The 19605-nt window shown below is 45.1% G+C and carries 23 protein-coding genes; 9 read left to right on the forward strand and 14 right to left on the reverse strand.

From position 1 onward, the window contains the following. Nucleotides 1-18: 18 nt before the first annotated feature. From P5674_RS00515 to P5674_RS00525, 3 genes are all read right to left on the reverse strand, one after another. Nucleotides 19-288: a hypothetical protein gene (locus P5674_RS00515; RefSeq protein ID WP_006618849.1), complete on the reverse strand. Its 270-nt coding sequence runs from the start codon at nt 286-288 to the stop codon at nt 19-21. Nucleotides 289-312: 24 nt separating this feature from the next. Beyond that, nucleotides 313-1293, reverse strand: a complete 981-nt coding sequence (locus P5674_RS00520; protein WP_006618848.1) for a DnaJ C-terminal domain-containing protein — start codon at nt 1291-1293, stop codon at nt 313-315. Nucleotides 1294-1485: 192 nt separating this feature from the next. Then, a complete protein-coding gene (locus P5674_RS00525; protein ID WP_006618847.1) occupies nt 1486-1926 on the reverse strand; it encodes an Hsp20/alpha crystallin family protein in 441 nt (146 codons plus the stop codon). Between the two features lie 303 nt (nt 1927-2229). Between P5674_RS00525 and P5674_RS00530 the strand changes: the two genes are divergently transcribed. Continuing rightward, on the forward strand, nt 2230-2436 hold the full coding sequence (locus tag P5674_RS00530; RefSeq protein WP_006618846.1) for a hypothetical protein: 207 nt from the start codon (nt 2230-2232) through the stop codon (nt 2434-2436). Nucleotides 2437-2524: 88 nt separating this feature from the next. Here the strand turns inward: P5674_RS00530 and msrB are convergent, their stop codons facing one another. Together msrB and P5674_RS00540 are read right to left on the reverse strand one after the other, a co-directional pair. Then, complete coding sequence (gene msrB / locus P5674_RS00535) at nt 2525-2923, reverse strand: peptide-methionine (R)-S-oxide reductase MsrB (protein ID WP_006618845.1); 399 nt, start codon at nt 2921-2923, stop codon at nt 2525-2527. Between the two features lie 58 nt (nt 2924-2981). Next, the gene (locus tag P5674_RS00540) at nt 2982-3410 is read right to left on the reverse strand and encodes a DUF2996 domain-containing protein (protein ID WP_014273992.1); all 429 of its coding nucleotides are present in this window, start codon (nt 3408-3410) and stop codon (nt 2982-2984) included. A 450-nt stretch (nt 3411-3860) separates the two neighbouring features. Here P5674_RS00540 and P5674_RS00545 point away from each other — a divergent pair, with 450 nt between their 5' ends. Further along, nucleotides 3861-5465, forward strand: a complete 1605-nt coding sequence (locus tag P5674_RS00545; RefSeq protein ID WP_006618843.1) for a cation:proton antiporter domain-containing protein — start codon at nt 3861-3863, stop codon at nt 5463-5465. 56 nt (nt 5466-5521) lie between these two features. On the opposite strand, the gene P5674_RS00550 is transcribed toward P5674_RS00545, so the two are convergent. Beyond that, a complete protein-coding gene (locus P5674_RS00550) occupies nt 5522-6409 on the reverse strand; it encodes a hypothetical protein (protein ID WP_006618842.1) in 888 nt (295 codons plus the stop codon). 34 nt (nt 6410-6443) lie between these two features. Further along, nucleotides 6444-6947, reverse strand: a complete 504-nt coding sequence (locus tag P5674_RS00555; protein ID WP_006618841.1) for a hypothetical protein — start codon at nt 6945-6947, stop codon at nt 6444-6446. 198 nt (nt 6948-7145) lie between these two features. Between P5674_RS00555 and P5674_RS00560 the strand changes: the two genes are divergently transcribed. From P5674_RS00560 to P5674_RS00585, 6 genes are all read left to right on the forward strand, one after another. After that, nucleotides 7146-8537, forward strand: a complete 1392-nt coding sequence (locus P5674_RS00560) for an NAD-dependent malic enzyme (RefSeq protein WP_014273995.1) — start codon at nt 7146-7148, stop codon at nt 8535-8537. 218 nt (nt 8538-8755) lie between these two features. Next, the gene (gene cysC, locus P5674_RS00565; protein WP_014273996.1) at nt 8756-9289 is read left to right on the forward strand and encodes an adenylyl-sulfate kinase; all 534 of its coding nucleotides are present in this window, start codon (nt 8756-8758) and stop codon (nt 9287-9289) included. A 186-nt stretch (nt 9290-9475) separates the two neighbouring features. Next, nucleotides 9476-9997 carry a phosphoribosyltransferase gene (locus P5674_RS00570; protein ID WP_315669708.1) on the forward strand — a complete coding sequence of 174 codons (522 nt, stop codon included), beginning with the start codon at nt 9476-9478 and terminating at the stop codon, nt 9995-9997. Nucleotides 9998-10106: 109 nt separating this feature from the next. Then, a complete protein-coding gene (locus tag P5674_RS00575; RefSeq protein ID WP_043467874.1) occupies nt 10107-10532 on the forward strand; it encodes a helix-turn-helix domain-containing protein in 426 nt (141 codons plus the stop codon). 15 nt (nt 10533-10547) lie between these two features. Further along, nucleotides 10548-10676, forward strand: a complete 129-nt coding sequence (locus tag P5674_RS00580) for a hypothetical protein (protein WP_315669709.1) — start codon at nt 10548-10550, stop codon at nt 10674-10676. A gap of 38 nt (nt 10677-10714) precedes the next feature. After that, the gene (locus tag P5674_RS00585) at nt 10715-11794 is read left to right on the forward strand and encodes a glycosyltransferase family 4 protein (protein ID WP_014273999.1); all 1080 of its coding nucleotides are present in this window, start codon (nt 10715-10717) and stop codon (nt 11792-11794) included. Here P5674_RS00585 and P5674_RS00590 read toward each other — a convergent pair. The 6 genes from P5674_RS00590 to fbp are packed head-to-tail and all read right to left on the reverse strand — an operon-like array spanning nt 11784 to nt 17392. Next, nucleotides 11784-12140, reverse strand: a complete 357-nt coding sequence (locus P5674_RS00590) for a (2Fe-2S) ferredoxin domain-containing protein (protein WP_006618835.1) — start codon at nt 12138-12140, stop codon at nt 11784-11786. The two genes, P5674_RS00585 and P5674_RS00590, sit on opposite strands and share 11 nt — an antisense overlap. A gap of 41 nt (nt 12141-12181) precedes the next feature. Beyond that, complete coding sequence (locus P5674_RS00595) at nt 12182-13084, reverse strand: ferredoxin-thioredoxin reductase catalytic chain (RefSeq protein ID WP_315669710.1); 903 nt, start codon at nt 13082-13084, stop codon at nt 12182-12184. 21 nt (nt 13085-13105) lie between these two features. After that, nucleotides 13106-13285, reverse strand: a complete 180-nt coding sequence (locus P5674_RS00600) for a hypothetical protein (protein WP_014274002.1) — start codon at nt 13283-13285, stop codon at nt 13106-13108. Nucleotides 13286-13344: 59 nt separating this feature from the next. Continuing rightward, nucleotides 13345-14676, reverse strand: coding sequence for a glucose-6-phosphate dehydrogenase assembly protein OpcA (opcA, locus tag P5674_RS00605; protein WP_006622478.1), 1332 nt, complete (start codon nt 14674-14676; stop codon nt 13345-13347). A 58-nt stretch (nt 14677-14734) separates the two neighbouring features. Then, entirely contained in the window at nt 14735-16264 is a 1530-nt protein-coding gene (gene zwf / locus P5674_RS00610; RefSeq protein WP_006622479.1) for a glucose-6-phosphate dehydrogenase, read from the reverse strand. Nucleotides 16265-16318: 54 nt separating this feature from the next. Next, nucleotides 16319-17392: a class 1 fructose-bisphosphatase gene (fbp, locus tag P5674_RS00615; protein ID WP_043467878.1), complete on the reverse strand. Its 1074-nt coding sequence runs from the start codon at nt 17390-17392 to the stop codon at nt 16319-16321. 186 nt (nt 17393-17578) lie between these two features. On the opposite strand from fbp, the gene P5674_RS00620 reads away from it, so the two are divergent. After that, on the forward strand, nt 17579-18445 hold the full coding sequence (locus P5674_RS00620) for a peptidoglycan recognition protein family protein (RefSeq protein ID WP_006618830.1): 867 nt from the start codon (nt 17579-17581) through the stop codon (nt 18443-18445). A 232-nt stretch (nt 18446-18677) separates the two neighbouring features. On the opposite strand, the gene P5674_RS00625 is transcribed toward P5674_RS00620, so the two are convergent. After that, the gene (locus tag P5674_RS00625; protein WP_006619269.1) at nt 18678-19604 is read right to left on the reverse strand and encodes a TraB/GumN family protein; all 927 of its coding nucleotides are present in this window, start codon (nt 19602-19604) and stop codon (nt 18678-18680) included. Nucleotide 19605 lies beyond the last annotated feature (1 nt).

A 19605-nucleotide genomic window follows, 5' to 3' on the forward strand; every position in this document is an offset into this window, starting at 1 on the left:
CAAGCATTTGATTATATTTTAGATTGCCGGCCACAAAATATCACTAGCTGTTTTAAACCAGCCATTCACCTTGCGCCATAACCTTTCTGGTTTATTATCTACCACCTCAGAGGCGATAGTTTCCACATCGACAACTGTGGCATTTTCCCAATCATCCCGTTCAAAATTCCGAATCGGACGGGTATAAGATGCCATATTTTCCGATTCAATTAATTTCCTTTTCACCCAGTCACGCACCTCTCCGGTTTGATTAATTACCAAATTTTCCCAGGTAGTTTGAGAGTTCATAGCTTCTCCTTTGTGTGAGTTGTTTTACTTCAGCCAATTTTCTAGGTTTTGACGAGGGTTAAAACTGCTGATTTGTTGTAGTTCTTGGTATAATTGCCGTTGGCGATCGCTTAAACTTTTCGGGGCTACCACCTTTAACCGCACAATCTGATCACCTCGCCCCCCTTTAGGAATCGGCCAACCCTTACCTCGCAGCCGCAGAGACTGTCCCGATGCCACCCCTGGGGGAACCTTCATTGTCACCTTACCGGACGGCGTAGGAACCTGAATTTCCGCCCCTAAAACCGCCTCCTCTGGACTAATTCCCACCTCACAAATTATATCGTTTCCATCAAACTGAAAAAACGGATGTGCTTCGAGTTCAACAGTCAAATATAAATCCCCTCTTTTACCAGAAGTAGGACTAACTCCCCCCTTGCCTTTTAAGCGGATCTTACTATCAGGCTTCGCCCCTGGGGGAATTTTTACCTTAATCGTTTCTCCATCCAAGTTAAATTTCTTTTCCACCCCATTAAAAGCCTCCGCAAAAGTCAGAGGTAATGTCGCCGTAAAATCGCGGGGAGGCACTTGTTCATAATCCCTATAACCGCCACCAAAAAAGTCCCCAAACTCATCAAAAGCACTATAACCGCCACCACTAGGATAGCCATAGGACTGGCGAGGATTACCCCCAAACCTGCCTAGTAACTCATTAATAAAGTCATCAAAATTACCATATTGGTTAAAGTCAAAATCACCCACCCCTCCCGGTGGTGGTCCCGCACTAGAAGGGTCCCAATATTTCCCAAATTGATCATACTTCTGTCGTTTATCGCGATCGCCAAGAACCTCGTATGCTTCATTAATATCTTTAAATCTTTGTTCCGCAGTGCGATCGTTAGGATTAACATCAGGGTGATATTTCCGCGCTAAGTTCCGGTAGGCTTTTTTGATCTCCTGTTGACTGGCATTCTTATCTACCCCCAAAATCCCATAATAATCTTTATAGTTCGTTTTAGATGACATCAGCAAGCACCTCCTTCTTAGCTTATCTACAAGATAACAAAATTGGGAATTGGGTTCAAAGCCAGATCACCTTTACTTACCCATTCCCAACTTATTAACTCTTATATTAGCAGTCTAGTCGCTGTTTTTCTGGGTTCAGAGTACATATCAGCCAGCCTGATCAGCATCCAGTCTACCTAGATTATAACTGATTTAACCCAGATTGACTTTAACCACCCGATTTTTTTCTTCCTCAGCTTTAGGGAGAGTCAGGCTGAGAATGCCATCTTTATATTCTCCATGAACATTAGTATTTTGGACCCGAATTGGTAGAGGAATCACCCGGCGGAATTTACCATAGCGAAACTCACTGCGGGTTACTCCTTTTTCTTCCGTGTGTCTTTCTAATTTCCGTTCCCCACTGATAGCAATAGAATCCGCCGTTACCTGTACATCAATATCTTCGCGATTCATTCCCGGAACTTCTAATTTCAGATGTAAGGCTTCTGGGGTTTCCTGAAGTTCGGCTGGTGGTACAAATGCCGAACCCACATCTTCCGAAGTAGTAGTTAAGCTATCAAACAAGTGATTCATTTGACGTTGCAGAGTGTCAACTTCCCGGAAAGGTTCCCAACCAAAACGAACGAGTGCCATAATCTTTTCTCCTGTTTTCTATCCTGGTTTACTTGAGGTTATCTCTTACCTCTTGTCTTACAGAATAGTCGATTTATCTCAGTCGTGGATTCGGTTTTAAACACTGAGAATATGGCAATAACCGAACTGCTTTAGTTTCCCTTTATGGTACGTTAAACCGTACCTTAATGGTCGTGAAAAGTGAACCCGCCCCAATCATTTATCAATAGACATAGTACCCCTATCTCAGCCTGATTTCCGACTTGTCTTGCCTTTTCCCCTCCAGCAGCGTTATATTTAGACAATCCACAAACTGAGGCGACTATGAAAATTTGGGTCAACGAACAGCTAGATCCCAATGGTATTATCTATTCTTGTATTGCTTGTTGTGACGAAACTCAAGCTATGGAATGTCATGAGTCTTTCCAAAACAATCTCACGGAAACTCAAAAGGAAATGGGTTGGGTAGCCAGACTCCGCACTGTCGAGTCTTGGGATGATGTCCCTGTTAGCGCCTTGAAACTCAATTAGAACCCCCATCAAATTAAAATCCAGCCCCAAAGTACCGGGCTGGATAATCTTAAACATTCTCCCTGAGACTTACTACAAACCCATTAACCTAGTCAGCCTTTTGAAAGTCTAGGGAAGCCGAATTCATGCAGTAACGCTTTCCTGTCGGTCTTGGTCCATCCTCAAAAACATGACCTAGGTGAGCATCACACTTAGCACAGAGTACCTCTACCCGGCGCATAAACAAACTATTATCTTGTTCATATCGGACACTATTTTCGGAAACAGGTTCCCAAAAACTTGGCCATCCCGTACCGGAATCATATTTGGTTTCTGAGGTGAATAACTCATTACCACAGCAAACACAACGATAAACACCCTTTTCTTTGTTATCGTAATATATGCCAGTAAAAGCCCGTTCAGTTCCCTTTTTCCGGGTGACTTTGAACTGTTCTGGCGTTAGCTGTTGCTTCCACTCTGCCTCAGTTTTTTCTACTTTATCAACCATAAATGAGTCACTCCGATTTGTGTTCTTCCAAAGCCTAACTTAAAGCCTAACTTAAAGCCTAATTCAACGCCAGCCATTTTTGAGCATTCAGGCGCTGAACCACCCCAAACACCAGCAAATCTAAAGTAATCCGGCGCTCATCTCCCAAAAATCCCTCGATCGCCGATGGTTGAGTACCATTAGCCGCCCAGGAAAAAAACTTTTGACCCTTAATATCCTCTTGGGGAAAGTAGATATTGAACTTCCTTGCCCCACCTTGCCAGCTTCCCGTCACCTGCCAACAATCTTCTGCAATTTGCAGGCTAGGCGGAAACTTCGCCTTGACGAATGCCACATCGAGATCTGTAATTCCCTGTTCCTCCAGGGCTTTCTTAACCGCCGGAATATAATGATTTTCGATAAACTCTGGAAACGGCTTATCCTCCACTGCCGGGGGTTTCTCCTTTTTCGCCTTGGCGGCCGGTTTTTTCTTTTCTTCTTCTGACATCGATAGTTCCTGAGTTAAAATTCACCCAAACGTATTCTATCGCTATTCGATCGCGATCGCCTTCCCTCAAAAAACCTCCCCACCTTCCACAACAGTCACCCTCAGATAATCACATCAGTTTTCCTAATCTATAGCTCCCCATAGATTTAATATTCCAAAGATTGTTAAGAATTAATACATTTTTGTTGCTAATCTCTCGCAAAAAGTTGACGAGATTATGGGGGTTATGGTATCCTCAGATAAATCGCATCCAAGGGGTTACTCTGTCTTGATGCCAAAATAGAGGCTACAACCCTGATTATATCGTCGCCTAAATTATTCTCTCACCACAAGTTAAAATTCACGATGCACGAGTTTTGAGGCCAAAAGCGATCGCCATTTTTAGACCTATTGACAAAACCGACATTATGTGCATAGGATGCAATTTTCCGAACAGAGGGAATTTAAACGATGTTAGCCAGTGCCATATTAATCCTAGTGATGGGTTTTTTTGCTGGGGAACTTGCCCGCAGATTAGGAGCGCCGCCTTTGATTGGCATGATTTTGATTGGCATTATCATGGGCAACGAATTTGGCAACTTAATTAGTCCAGAAGTCCTAGAAGCTGCCGATGATCTGCGACTGGTAGCCGTAATGATTATTTTAATGAAAGCAGGTCTAGGACTCGATCGCTCCAAACTAGCGCAACAAGGAACAGTCGCCCTCCGGCTAGGATTTTTACCCGCCGCCATAGAAGCCTTAGTAGTAGCGATCGCCTCAATATTCCTATTCAATTTTGACTTCATGACAGGTCTACTATTAGGCTGCGTAGTCGGCGCAGAATCACCCGCCGTTATTGTCCCCGGAATGTTGCGCCTCAAAAGCCTAGGCTGGGGTGTAGCCAAAGGCATTCCCGATGCCATTTTAACAGGTAGCGCCTTATCAGATGTCCTGCTATTATTAGTATTTAGCCTACTGCTAAATTTCCTAAGTTCAGGAAGCACAGAAGCCCTTAACCTAGGTTTCATTAGCCTATCATCCTTACAAATTCTACCATTCCAAGTAATCCTCGAAATCGTCCTAGGATTAGCTGCAGGTTTCCTAGCCGCGCGATTATTAGTATTTGTATTAGTCAAGCAGACCTGGACGCGCAACGTAGTTCAAGACATCATCATCGCCGCCAGTTTAGGACTGTTTCTGGTAATTTTCAGCAACACCTTTCCCTACTACTCCGGCTATCTAGCCGTAATGGCGATGGGATTCTTTTTAATTGAATTTGATGCTCCCCTAGCGCGATTAATCCGCAATGGCTTTGATGTTTTGTGGATTGTAGCAGAAATTGTTTTATTTGTACTAATGGGCGCTACCATTCAGTTACAGGTTTTAGGAGATGTCTTGTTACCGGGTTTATTGTTACTAGCAATTGGTCTGATAATAGGTAGAGGACTAGGCTGGTATTTATCCACATTAGGGAGTAATTGGAATCTCCAAGAAAAGCTCTTTTTATTACCTGGAAATATGGCAAAAGCCACCGTACAAGCAGCCATTGGTGCTTTACCCTTGGCGGCGGGAATTGAGGGAGGGGAAATAATTTTAGCGATCGCCGCCTTATCAATTCTAGTAACCGCCCCCTTGGGTGCTTGGTCTACCCAAGTATTTGCGCCCAAACTCTTAGAAAAGGGAGAAGTAGACCCCACCAAAGTAGCCGTTAAAGGTCATCCAGTTTTCTTAGCTGCTGTAGACCCATCACCCCTATCCACTTCTGTATTACTAAAAGCCGCCGACCTAGCGCGGCGCAGCCATGGTAAAATCATCGTTTTATATGTAGATAATGTGGTAGACGAACCCGGAAGATTACACCTACAAAAACAAGCCCACCAACTTCTAGCAGATATCCGCTTTGAATTTCTAGTATTATCAGGATTAGTCCCAGAAACCATTATGAAAACCGCCACCAGTCGCGGGGTCACTGATGTAGTGATTGGTAAAAAATCCACTAACGGTAAAAAGGTCATGGTACATTCAGTCTCTCAAGCCGTTTTAGAGATGAGTACAATTCCAGTAATTACCGTATGAGGAAACCAGAGAAAGTAGAGACAAGGCGGGTGTCTTGTCTCTCCAATTTGGTAGTGTTAAATCTCAGCGTAAGCACGCTCAACTAAACGTCGCGCCAGAGTCTGAATACCCGTATGAGTGTAGTAGTTAGTGGTCATGTCTAGGAAAGCCGCCACATAATCCAACTTATCGTCAGCGATATCAACAAAACTCTGGAGGTTGCTAACTACCTTAGAAGGTGTCAATTCATGATCGCTAACAAAACCACTCATCCAACCCGTGACCGAGTTAAAACTTTCCTGAACAAAATGCAACTTTCCGTCTGGGTCTCCCCCAGGAATCATGGGATTAATCCGTTTAAAACCCTCACTTTTCTCCAATTCAGAGGGAGTCAAATTCGCAATAATACTCAACCCCTTTTGAATAAAATCAGGACCCAAAGGAATTAACCCATCCAAACAGACCAAAGCCGCCATACGCATGATAGACTCGCCGCCATAGTTAGCCAGAGAAGCGACAAAATCGCCGATACTATCCCCAGGAATGCCATTAATTTGGCAAAATGCCACCAATTCAGTGACCACCTTTAAAGATAAATCGATCGCCTGTGCTTTATCAGCTTTGGGGGTCAAGTTCCCCAGAAAACCGAGAAAACTGACATTCTGACTAATTTTATTAGCCAGCGCCGCCGTCCCCAAAGCCGTCCCCGCACTGTCAATGGTTTGATATAGCCAAAGTGCGCGCTGATAGCCCTGAGATTTATCATTATAAAGCCAGAGGGCGCGCTCACTGATATCCTGAATCAGACCCGGATCATCCTCCCCAGTGATAGTTTTAACGGTATTTTCAAAACCTACCAAATTATCCCACTGACCAGGAACCGCAAAATCTAGCCCCCGCAATACCATCACAGTTATCCCACCGGTAGGGAGTTCATCAACCAATTCAATAATAGACTTACTCACAATGCAGGCTCCTTGCTCCCAAAAACTTGACAGATTAACGTAATTGTGCTAAACCAGAGAGATTAAAATTTTGTAACCAGACTTCACGATCGCTGGGAGTAAAAGACTCAGAACTAGATTGAACCTTAACCTGAAAGCGATCGCCTACCAATAGCGCCGTAGTGTTTCTACCCTGAGTCACCGCCGGATATCCACCAATTCTCTGGGTAGACTCCTGAAACTTGCGGGCGGCGCTAGGGTTATTAGCCAAATCATTAATCGATAGCAGCGCCAGAGCATCACCACCACGAGAAAGTTGCGCTTGAGCAAATCCCTCTTTTTCTTGGCGGAAGGTAACACTATAGCCATCGGCACCCCTGGGAAAATATCGGTTAAACTGACCGCCAGGGAGAGGTTGAGCATCTGCGACCTGTTGAACAGCCCCGGTAGTACCAGTATCAGGCGTGCTGGTGGTTAGATCTCCGCAGCCGGAAACCAGCACCGATAGACTCAGGACAACCGCCCAGACTAACTTGGGAAAATAGTTGATTTTGATCATGGTTCCCCATTTGTGGAAGGACAGCGAATGGGACATTAGCCAAAAAGCTAATCTGATTTTATGCTATCGGTGAACTACACAAGCATTATCTGGATTTCCTGACTCAATGATGATTAATTAAACTTGTATCAAAGGAGATATCGAGATTTTCTCATAGCAAGCTAAAATCTACGGTTTAACTTCTATGGTTATTGCAGCATGGTCAATCTCACACCAAATCCGAGTTTTAGTGTCACCCTGCGCTTACAATTGCCCAATAAAGCGGGTAAGCTGGCCAGTGTTGTTCAGGCGATCGCCAATACTGGGGGAAATATGGGTCCGATTGATCTGATCGAACAAACTCTCCATACCACCGTCAGGGAGTTCACCGTTGATGCTTCGAGTACAGAACACGCCGAGCAAATTATCGAATCGGTCAAAAATCTACCCGAATCAAAGCTGCTGAAAGTTTACGATCGCACTTTTAACCTACATCGCAGCGGCAAAATTAGCATTCATAGCAAAATCCCCCTTAAATCCCAAAGCGACCTAGCCATGGCTTATACTCCCGGTGTGGGTCGCATTTGTCGGGCGATCGCCGATGACCCAGAACAGGTCTATAATCTCACCATTAAACAAAATACCGTCGCCATTGTCACCGATGGTAGTGCAGTTTTGGGTCTGGGAAATTTAGGACCCGGAGGGGCTTTACCTGTCATGGAAGGTAAGGCTATGCTGTTCAAGGAATTTGCCGATATTGATGCCTTTCCTATCTGTCTGGATACTCAAGACCCTGATGCGATCGTAGAAACCGTCAAAAATATCGCCCCGGTGTTTGGTGGCATCAATTTAGAGGATATCGCCGCCCCTCGCTGTTTTGAGATTGAAGCGCGACTGCGAGAAATTCTTGATATTCCCATATTTCACGATGACCAACATGGTACGGCTATTGTCAGTTTAGCTGCTTTAATCAATGCCCTGAAGTTGGTTAACAAATCCATAGAGGAGGTCAAGATTGTTTTAAATGGGGCGGGGGCTGCGGGAATTGCGATCGCCCGACTTCTCCGAAAAGCTGGGGCTACTCAAATTATGATGTGTGATTCTCACGGTATTCTCTCCAAGGGGCGATCGGACCTCACCCCCCAAAAACAAGAATTTGCTGTCGAGTTATCTGGGACTATTGCTGATGCTATGAAAGGGGCTGATGTGTTTATGGGGATCAGTGTTCCCGGTGTGATCACCAGGGAAATGGTTAAATCTATGGCTAGTGATCCCATTGTATTTGCTATGGCTAACCCCATTCCTGAAATTCAGCCGGAATTAATCACTGATGATGTGGCGATCATTGCTACCGGACGCAGTGATTATGCTAATCAAATCAATAATGTTTTGGCATTTCCTGGCATTTTCCGGGGGGCTTTGGACTGTCGGGCTTCCACTCTGACTATGAGTATGTATTTGGAAGCGGCGGCGGCGATCGCTGCTTTGGTGACAGCTAATGAGTTGAGCCCTGAAAATATTGTCCCCTCCGTTTTTGATAAGCGTGTGGCGATCGCTGTAGCTGCAGCCGTCTCCCATACTGCGCGCCAAGAAGGAATTGCTCGCCGTTAGAGTTGAACTATTGGGGGAATTTTCCCCCACTCCTACTCACCATTCCCAAAATTGCCATAAATACCTGCTCACAGCCTGGCCAACTGGTTGAATTTCATGATCAAAATGTCAACAACTACTCTATTATATTGGGCGGGGAGTTTTGAACAGGCTCCACCTCTATGATACGGGGCGCATATTTTAGATCAATCATAATATTGACAGGAGAAACTCAATCAATGGAGCAAAGAGGTGTAACAGTCTGGTTTACAGGCTTGAGTGGCGCGGGTAAAACCACCATTAGTCAAGCTGTAGCCGAAAAGCTGAAATCTCAGGGATATAAATTAGAAATTTTAGATGGGGATATCGTCCGCACTAACTTAACCAAAGGCTTAGGGTTTAGCAAAGAAGACCGCGATGAGAATATTCGCCGCATTGGCTTTGTTTCTCATTTGTTAACTCGCAACGGTGTGATTGTATTTGTTTCGGCAATTTCTCCCTATCGAGAAATTCGTGAGGAAGTCCGTCAACGGATTGGTGATTTTGTCGAAGTCTTTGTTAATGCGCCCTTAAATGTTTGTGAAGAAAGGGATGTTAAAGGACTCTATCAACGGGCTAGGGCTGGTGAAATTAAAGGCTTTACTGGTATTGATGACCCCTACGAATCTCCCCTAAATCCTGAGATTGAATGTCGCACCGACCTCGAAGAACTTTCGGAAAGTGTTGATAAGGTGATTCAAAGTTTACAAAAATTGGGTTATTTAGGAGCTTGAATAACTCCCGATTCTCAGGGAGGCAACAGGGACTAAGCCAGCACTGAGGGGAATTGATTAACTCTCCCCTTGGGGTTCTGGCTAACTCTATTAGGTTCCTCGCTTCAATGCTAATATCCAACCTCTGGGATGCTGTTTAACTGCAATTAATCAGATAATTATCAATATATTAATGGTCAATTATCCATGAGTGACTTATATATTTCTTGGTCTGAATATCACCAAAAAATCGAAGTTTTAGCAGCTAAAATATATCAATCCCAGTGGGAGTTTAATCAGATTATTTGTCTGGCTAGGGGAGGGCTACGAGTTGGGGATATACTCTCGCGTATTTATGATGTACCCCTAGGGATTTTGGCGGCTTCTTCCTATGGCGGACCGGGGGGAAAAATCCGAGGAGAACTTCATATCGCCCATCATCTTAGCATGACTACAGAAAATTTGGGCGATCGCATTTTGTTAGTAGATGATTTAACTGATTCTGGGATTAGTCTTCAACGTTCGATGGTTTGGTTAACAGAACACTACCCTGATGAGATTACGGAAATTCGTACAGGAGTAATCTGGTATAAAAGTTGTTCTACCTTTGTCCCCGATTATTATGTGGATTTTCTGAGTAATAATCCCTGGATTCATCAACCCTTTGAATATTATGAACAAATCCAGCCCGCCGATTTAGTCCACAAGGTGAATGGACTAGATTCTTAAACAAAATTAACGTTTAACGCCAAGGTATCATATATTTGATAGTCTTAATGGTTGTGTGCGAGACGTTCAGGCTAAACTGTACACTAAAGCAAACCACAGTTGAAAGCTAATGTCAGAGATTGAATCGAATCTCCAGATCTTGATGCGAACCTTGAGACGGAGACTGCATTTATCCCAAGAAGGGTTAGCCCAAAAACTTGGGGTGTCTCGTGGTAGTGTCAATCGTTGGGAAAATGGTCGCGGTGAACCTTCTCAAGCGATTCTTAATAGTATTCACCATCTATGGGAATCGGTATGTGATGAAGATGAACCCGAAGCCAGAACCTCTTACCTCAATAATGTGCCCAAATTCCGACAGTCTGATGTAATGCGGATTTTAGGAGTATCTCACCAACGGGTCAGAACTTTGCGTATTCGCCAGACCCTAAAATTTTATTGGGATGAAGAAATGAATACTTGGGTTACATCAGAAATCGAAATCAAACGTTATCTACGTCGCAAAGGAAAACGATTAAAATACAAGGAAATGCAGTAATCAAGCCCTAGCCCTATGTTCGATATTCCTAGCCCCAGACGATACGCCCATAAACCTATCCCAGGGCGGTTAGTTTTCATCTGTTTACAGCTACCCAAAGGGACGGGAAGCGATCGCCTCTGCCGTCACAGTGCATCGGACTAATTATAGCACAAAATTACTCGAGTTAATCAACTAATAATATGACTCCAACAAGCTGGAAATTACTATTTATATCAACCCCCGTAGGTCCCCTAGGTTCAGGATTAGGTGGGGGAGTCGAATTAACATTATTGAATATGGCAAAAGCCTTAAAAAGCCGAGGTCATGATATAACCGTTGTTGCGCCTTCTGGGTCAGTGTTAGAGTCCCTATCAATTATAGAAATTCCGGGGGAACTACAACCGATCGCCCAAAATCAAGACCGAGATTCTCTGATTACCATACCCGAAAATTCTGTGTTAGGAAATATGTGGGAATATGGGCGACAGGTACAGACAAACTATCATGCAATTGTCAATTGTGCCTTTGATTGGTTACCATTTTATCTCACCCCCTTTTTCGATACTCCCATCGCTCATTGGGTCAGTATGGCTTCCCTAATTTCCGCCTTAGATCAGATAGTTGGTCAGGTGATGAAACAGTTTCCGGGGACTGTCGGATTTCATAGCCATACCCAAGCCGCCACCTTTGGTTCAGACCTAGACTATGCTTGTTTAGGAAGTGGCTTAGAAATGGAGCGCTATCAGTTTTGTGAGCAACCCCATCAACAACTAGCTTGGATGGGTCGTATTTCCCCGGAAAAAGGCTTAGAGGATGCGGTGGCGGCGGCGGCTCAAACAGGTATCCCTCTGGAAATTTTTGGCAAAATTCAGGATGATCAATATTGGCAAAATATCCTGAATACTTATCCGAATGCACCCTTAAATTACCGGGGATTTTTGAAGACAGATGAACTACAACAGGGTCTGCGTCAATGTCGGGGTTTATTAATGACTCATCGCTGGGTAGAAGCCTTTGGAAATGTCGCTATTGAAGCCTTAGCCTGTGGGGTTCCCGTGATTAGTTATCGACGGGGAGGACCCGCCGAAATTGTCCGAGATGGTGAAACGGGTTGGCTAGTTGAACCCGACAGCGTAACGGGTTTGGTCGATGCGATCGCCAAATTAGAGCAAATTGACCGCCGCCAATGTCGCGCTGTAGCCGAAAAGGAATATTCCTTAGCAGCTTTAGGCGATCGCTTAGAAAAATGGTTATCTGATGTTACCCGGCTTAAAAATTGAACTGAGGATGTATCCTAGGATTGAGTTTTTCCTGGACAGGTTTTCCTCCCTGTAAATGTTGGCTGGCGATCGCCTGAACATCCTCCGGTTGAACTCGATAGTACCAAGTCTCATCGGGAATTACCCGCACCGTCGGACCTATATTACACTGTCCTAGACAGCCACTAGCCTCCACCTTCACATTAGGGATATCTGCATCCTCAAAGGCTTTCAGAGTCTCCTGGGAACCATTCCGCAAGCAGGACTGATGCTGACAAACCAGGACACACCGAGATTGATCGGAAGTCGTTTGTGGTTGGGGTGGCTGGGTTTCTGGCATTTGGGAGGTTTTGCTAAAAATTTCCATACTCCCATTATGTACAAAACCCGATCGCTAAAGCCAGGCTATCATTGCTGAGAAGGTCTCACCTCCAAAACCCCCCTATCTGTAAATACCACCTCAAATACCACTGTCTGACCCGAAGTTTCCGCCGCCATAGCATCAGATTCCACTAGAGCAGGTAGAGGGGTATTATCAACGTTTTCGGAAGCCTCAGAAGACTTAGGTTCAAATTCAGCGATCGCCCCCGTCGGAGTCACTGTCACCATATAACTGACCGCCGTAGGAACCGGGGTTCCTTTCACAGTCCAAGCCCGGTCAATTTTATCGTAAATAATATTATTCAATTCTTCAATATTCACCGTCGTCTCAGGAGCTGCCGCCACCTCGTTTCCCGTGGTCATCTCAGCCGTAGGAGTTGGGTCAGGAGTCATGGCTGCTTCAGTTTCCGGGGACTCTGATACTGCTGTAGTTTCTGGTGTAGTTTCTGGAGTCGTTTCTGGAGTCGTAGCAGTAATATCCTCCGTAGTTTCTGGGGTCTGAGGTTCAGAAGCGATCGCATCAGGAGTTTCTGTTGTCTCCGTCGCCGTTGTCTCCTCTACTGGTGCCGGAGTCGCCGCCGTTTCTGGTGCATCAGTAGTTGTCGCTGCTGTTGTTTCCTCTGGAGTAGTTTCTGCCGTTTCTTCCACCACAGAGGCGGCGGGAGTAGTCACCACTTCCATACTACCCTCAGATTCGGTCGCCATAGTCGTCTCTTCTTCCGACTGAGTTGTGGTTGTGGTAGCTGGGTCAGGACTAACCATCAGCGACCCAACCACCGCCATCATCACCACCGCAATTAGGGCTACAATAGACCCAGTTTTGAGCGCCGGGGACATTTCTGAGGTAGTCGTGGAATTATTGACATTTTGCTGAGGGATAAGTGGTTCATTTTCCGGGGTTTCCGGGGAATTATCTTTATGGGAATACATATTCAGACACCTCTGATGATATCAATGTAAATTCGCGCTATATTGTAGATGCTTTCCGTAGTCTTGCCAACCTCTGGCTGGCTGGCTTCCAATTAAACCAGGATTTTTAATACTTAAAAATATGGGTATTTTTGAAAGTAAGTGTGAGGCGATCGCCTCCATTTTGTGACAAAAGCGATCGCCAGCAACACCAAACCCCAAAACACAGACCGATTTTATAGTATCCCAGTCATCCTTAAAGTAACCGATTATACCAAAACCTAGCGCAGATTGAGAATTGCAGATACCGCCGCCAGGCTTTCCTCATACAAAACATCTCGGCCCCAGCGTTGTAGCTGTTGCGCCATCAGATATTCTGCTTTTTGGTCTGTCACCGAAGTCACTTGTTCAGTCTGACACGACTGGGCGCTACCCCCCGCCTCCATACGCATACAGCCAGTAGTTTCCGAACATAGAATAGTGCAGCAATTAGCCTTGGGATTAGTAGAAGTCAGGCGCACACCCACCAAATCGCCCGGAATTTCCCCAGTATCTGCCATAGGAATAGCAGCGAGTTCCCCAATAATCTCCTGATTATCAGGACCACGGAACTTAACGTGCTTCAGGTCATAGTCTCCCCCCGACTCAGTAAACTCCAGAGGTTCCCACTGCAAACGACTAGCAAACCAACCGAGGAACATCAAAGCCTGAGCCGCATTACCCTTTTCATAGTCGAGGGTAATATGGTCAATATCCCCAAGATACATCCGACGTTCTGGGGGGTCAAAAGTAGCCGCTGTCAACTCCTGCCAAGGCGAGAGACGATGCCAATTCAAATCAGCAATATAGGTTTCTTGGTCAACCAGTTCCTGCATTTTGAGTAATTCCGATTCAGGGTCGCTGAAATAACAGGAATCGACAATCACACAATTACTGCAACAGGACAAATGCTTAAACAATTCTTGTTCCGGGTTAGGGGTAGCCTTCCACCAGACAAACTTAGGCAAATCGGGAATTAATAAAGATGTGACCACATTACTAACCCTTTCCAAAGCCGCCTTAGTGCCTCGGAGGGTGACATATTCACAACAGATTAAACCCTCTTCCTTGTTGTTTTGTAGGGGACAATAGGCAGAAACCTGGGCCGTAACTCCCGTATCTTCTCCCCAAGTCGGACAGAGAGTGATAATGCGGCAGGGATTTTGGTTAGCAATAGTTTCGCTGATGCTAAATCCACGAGCATCAATATTTCTAATCACCCGCTGTTCTGGGGAAAGTTTAGCAAACTCAGTGCGTAGGTGTTCCAGGGTATCCGAATCTACCCGACCCGTAATCGGCAATTGATAAGCCTTTTGAGCATCACGAACAGCATCACGGGTCTCCGTACCATGAATACCATCGATCGCCCCTTTATAAAAGCCGAGACCCCCCAGGAGTTGCTGAAACTCCTCCGGTTCATAGATCACCATGCTAAAAGTAGCCGCCCTAGTAGCGATCGCCGCCGTTTTACCCTGACCGAAACTTTGACTAAGCCAGATGCTATTAAGTTCTGCCTCAATTTCACTCAGAGAAATATCCTTTGGTTTCTGGAGTGCAACAAGTGGTGTATTCATATTTAACTCAGTAGCTTATTGATTGAACGCGAACAAAAGTTATAGATAGACCCAAATATCAAAGCCTACGCCAACGGCGACCATCCCGGTTAAGCAATAGTTCCGCCTCCACAGGTTCCCAGGTTCCCGCCTCATAGAAAGGGATACTATCTGGCTTCGCCGGAGCATCCCAGGCTTCCAATACCGGAGTTAGAACCCGCCAGGACGCTTCCACCTCATCCCCTCGCGTAAATAGAGTTTGGTCTCCCAGCATACAGTCAATCAATAACCTAGCATAAGCATCAGTGCTAGGCTTACCAAAAGCCGTATCATAGCGGAAATCCATATCCACCGAGCGAGTTCTGAGGGAATTTCCCGGAGTTTTCACCTCAAACCGCATCGAAATCCCTTCATTCGGCTGAATTCGCAGCGCCAACACATTAGGATTAGCCTGTTTAGCAGCAGATTGGAACATTAAAAAAGGCACTTCCTTAAACTGAATAGCGATTTCCGTAACCTTCTTAGGCATTCGCTTACCAGTACGCAGGTAAAAAGGTACACCCTTCCAGCGCCAATTATCAACACTAAGTTTCAAAGCCGCATAGGTAGGCGTAGTAGACTCTGGTGATGCGCCATCTTCGTCACGATAGCCCGGAACCTGCTGACCATTCATCCATCCCTTGATATATTGTCCTCGGACTGCTGCTGTTTCTAGGTTATTAAAATCTGCCAGACGGGTAGCTTGTACCACCTTAACCTTTTCCGTGCGGATACTATCAGCATCCAAAGAGTTAGGGGGTTCCATAGCCGTGAGCGAGAATAACTGCATCAAATGGTTTTGTACCATATCCCGCAGCGCCCCAGCCGTTTCATAATATCCCGCTCGTCCTTCCAAGCCTACAGTTTCCGCCACCGTTATTTGTACATGATCAACAAACTGACGATTCCACAACGGTTCAAAAATAGCGTTAGCGAACCGAAACACCATCAAATTCTGTACTGTTTCCTTACCGAGGTAGTGGTCAATACGGTAAACTTGCTCCTCAGTGCAGACATTACGCACCACCCGGTTAAGGACTTGCGCCGAACCCAGGTCACGACCAAAAGGCTTTTCAATAACTAGGCGTTGCTTTTTGGGGTCTTCCAACATTCCGGCTTGTCCCAGTTGTTGGGCTGCTTCTCCAAAAAATCTAGGAGCCACCGATAGATAAAATACCCGATTTCCACGGGTTAGGCGTTTCGAGTCTAATTCAGCCAAAAGGGATTTTAGCTTTTGGTAGCTTTCCGGTTCGTCCATATTACCGGAACAGTAGTATAAGCCTTGGGCGAAGTTATGCCATATTTTTTCCGATTGTAGCCCGCCGCCAAATTCTTCAATACCCTGTCGAAGATGCTCACGAAAATAGTCATCAGTCCAGTCTCGGCGTGCTACCCCAACAATGGTTAATTCTGGGGGTAACTTACGTTCGAGGTGCATTTGATAAATGGCGGGAACTAGCTTACGCTGGGTTAAATCGCCGGAAGCCCCGAAAATTACTAAAATTTGGGGTTCGGGAATGCGGTCTTGTTGTAGACCAACGCGGAGGGGATTTTCTGAGAGTGTAACCATCTAGGCTGTCGTGAATAATTAAGTTAACAGAGGTTGCCGGATTTTATTATTGATCTAAGTTTCCGTTTCGCGACGTTTGCGATCGCTTATAAATGACTCCACTAAACCTACATCCTCTTTACTACCAATAATCAGAGGCGTGCGTTGATGGAGTTTTTCGGGAACCACATTTAAGATATCCTGACTACCCGTACTAGCGCGACCCCCCGCCTGTTCCATTAAAAAGGCCATTGGTGCCGACTCATATAATAGGCGCAATTTACCATCAGGGTTTTTCACTGTTCCCGGGTATAGGAATACTCCTCCCTGACAGAGGATGCGGTGAATATCTCCCACCAAAGCCCCACTATAGCGGGCTGTGTAGCCATCATGGCGGTGAACATAACGGATATAGTCTCGGTAGCATTCCTCCCACTGCCAAAAATTACCTTCGTTAACACTGTAGACCGGACCATGTTCGGGAACTTTGATGTTTTCCTCAGCCAGGATAAATTCCCCCAGACTGGGGTCTAAAGTGAATGAATGAACCCCCGTACCAATTGAGTAAACCAGGAGCGTGCTAGGACCATATAGGATGTATCCAGCAGCGATTTGTTTATGACCGTCTTGCAATAAGTCTAGGGCTTCTCCTTCTTCGTCGTAACCTTCCTGTTGACGGATCGCGAAGATGGAACCCACATTCATATTAACATCCAGGTTAGAGGAACCATCTAGGGGGTCATAAAGCAGAGTATAGCGTCCGATGGGGCAGTTTTCCGGGATGTAGTAGGGTTTATCCATTTCTTCGGAAGCTAGGCGACACACTAAGCCGCTTTGTTTGAAGGTCGAGATAAAAACTGCATTCGAGAAAAAATCCATTTGTTTCACTTCTTCCCCCTGGATATTCACTTCTCCCGTAAATCCTAGGGTTCCTTCTACCAACCCCGCCCTTGACAGACGACGGGCGATCAGTTTCCCCGCTAGTCCAATGCGGTTCATCAGGGCGCTAATATCTTGAGCATCTGGACCGAAACTTTGGAGTTGCTGTAAAACGTGCCGCGATAGGGTTGTACAGTCGCGATCTAAGTAGTATCCTCTATCTAAACCTAGGGGATCTGGCTGCATTTGACCGCTTGCTGTCTGTACCATAAGTTAAATTCTCCGTTGAGTTCAGGCTGAGTCGATGTCGATACTGTAGCCTTGGCTTCTATTGTAGGGAACTGTTGGGAGTTTCCGGTTCAGCCTTTAGGCAAACTTTAAGATCTCGATCGCTTATCCTGAATATTTGGATTAAACTGTTGAAAATTCCCTTATTCATGGTTTGCGGTTGTTTAGATGAAGTTAAAATTTACCCCGGTTTTGCTGTTGATCATGTTTGTGGTGGCTTTGGCGGTTCCTATGGTTTTGTCTACTGGGGGACTGGTGGTAGCCGAGGAAGTGGCTAATGTTAATTTAGAATTGCAGCCTACCTGTGGGGTTAGACCTACTACTAATGTAGCTGTGGCTTCTACCCAGGTGGGTCCCCCTATTGAACAGCCAGCACCTTTGACGCGGTTTCGTCGTCCCTTAACTCAAAATTACTCTGGTCATACTCCTCAAGAATATCAGGCGATCGCCAATCAGACTAACTACGGCCAGCGGTTTGTCTATGATATCAATGGTCAACTGAACAATAATCAGCCAATTATTGTCCTCCACGAAACTGTTACCACCAGTCAAAATGCCATTAATTTTTTCCGCACTCGCCACACTTCCGAAGATAATCAAGCCAGTTACCATACCTTAATTACCCTCAATGGGGATATTGTTTATATTGTCCCTCCCGATTTAAGGGCTTTTGGCGCGGGAAATTCTGTCTTTGTTGGTCGTCGCGGTGAAGAAGCCGTCAGGACTCATCCTAAATATCCCGCTTCTGTCAATAATTTTGCTTATCATGTTTCCCTGGAAACGCCCGTAGATGGCATGAATAACGGGTCTAGCCACAGTGGATATACTATGGCTCAATATCAGTCTTTGGCTTGGTTAGTTTCCCGCACAGGGGTTCCTAATGACCGCATTACTACCCATCAAGCTGTTGATAGATCTGGTCATAGATCTGACCCCAGAAGTTTTAATTCACAGCTTTTTTATCAACTTCTCAATAACTACCCCAGAACCCAGGAAATTATCATTGGTTGTCGGGTTCCGGGTTCTCAAGGATAATTGGGGTTTGATTGACTCTCAATAGTTATAGCGTTTCTCATATCCATAAGGTACAGCCCGCTCAAAGAGAAGCCGCTGCGCGTCTACACCCCAAACCCCTCTCCCATACGGGAGAGGCTTGTCCTGAGCTTGTCGAAGGGGGCTTTGAAAAGTACCTCACCAATCCACCGAACCGCTATAATAGTTAATTGGGCGGGTTAATTACCCGCTTTTTTTATTTCCTGAGCTGTGGTTATTGTTGTTGGACTGAATAACCTTGGTCGCGCAACATTTGGATGATACTATCTTCTCCCACTAAATGACCAGCACCAACGACGACCAAATAGTTTTTATCATCTTCTAAAAACTTCTGTATTTCGGTCATCCATTTAATGTGGCGATCGCGAAAAAGGCGATTTCCCAATTCTGGATAATCTTTAAAGCCAGTAATTATCAAATTTTCTAAAGTCTGTTTGTCTCCCGACTTCCAAGCCTGTAGCATTTGTTGAAATGAGTTTTCTAAGGTGTCAATTTCTTTGAGGGTTTGTCTGAGCATCTCATCCTGTTGTTCCCAGGACAGGCTATCAAATATCTTGAGTTGGTCGCTCATGGTTTCTAAACTCATGATGGTTTTGTCTTGGGCGATCGCTTGCTCAAAAAAGTATCTATCCACACCATAAAGCGGGTCAAAACCCAGATTTTGCAGTTGTAATGACATCAAAGACATCGACACAAACCACGGCTTAAAATTCGCAAATATTTGGATAGGATATTGCAACTTTTCCAGGGTTTTTTGAACCAGATGATAAGTTTCATCACTGATTAAATCTAGCAAGGTTTTACCATCTGGCGGCGTAGCTATTTCTAGCATAATATCTTGGCTTTCCAGACTTTCCAGGTCATTGATATTCAGTTCAAATACCACATTATCAGCTTGATTAAAAGCATCAGTCATTACTTGGGGTAAAGGATAATCATCTGCACTCAAAACATGAATAGAACCCAAAAAATAAACTTGATTTTGGGGAGTTTCTACAGACCAGAGAAAGTGTTTAGACTCCGCCGCGTGTAAATGTGTCACCTGGTGGGAAGCATAAATAACCACCAACGCAGTAATTAGACCCGTGGTAACTAATTTTCCCAAAGTAGTTACCAACAGGGACTTGATGAATTTTCGCATA

Origin of the sequence: Limnospira sp. PMC 289.06, assembly GCF_032350395.1 — a bacterium.
GTDB classification, from domain to species: Bacteria; Cyanobacteriota; Cyanobacteriia; order Cyanobacteriales; family Microcoleaceae; genus Limnospira; species Limnospira platensis.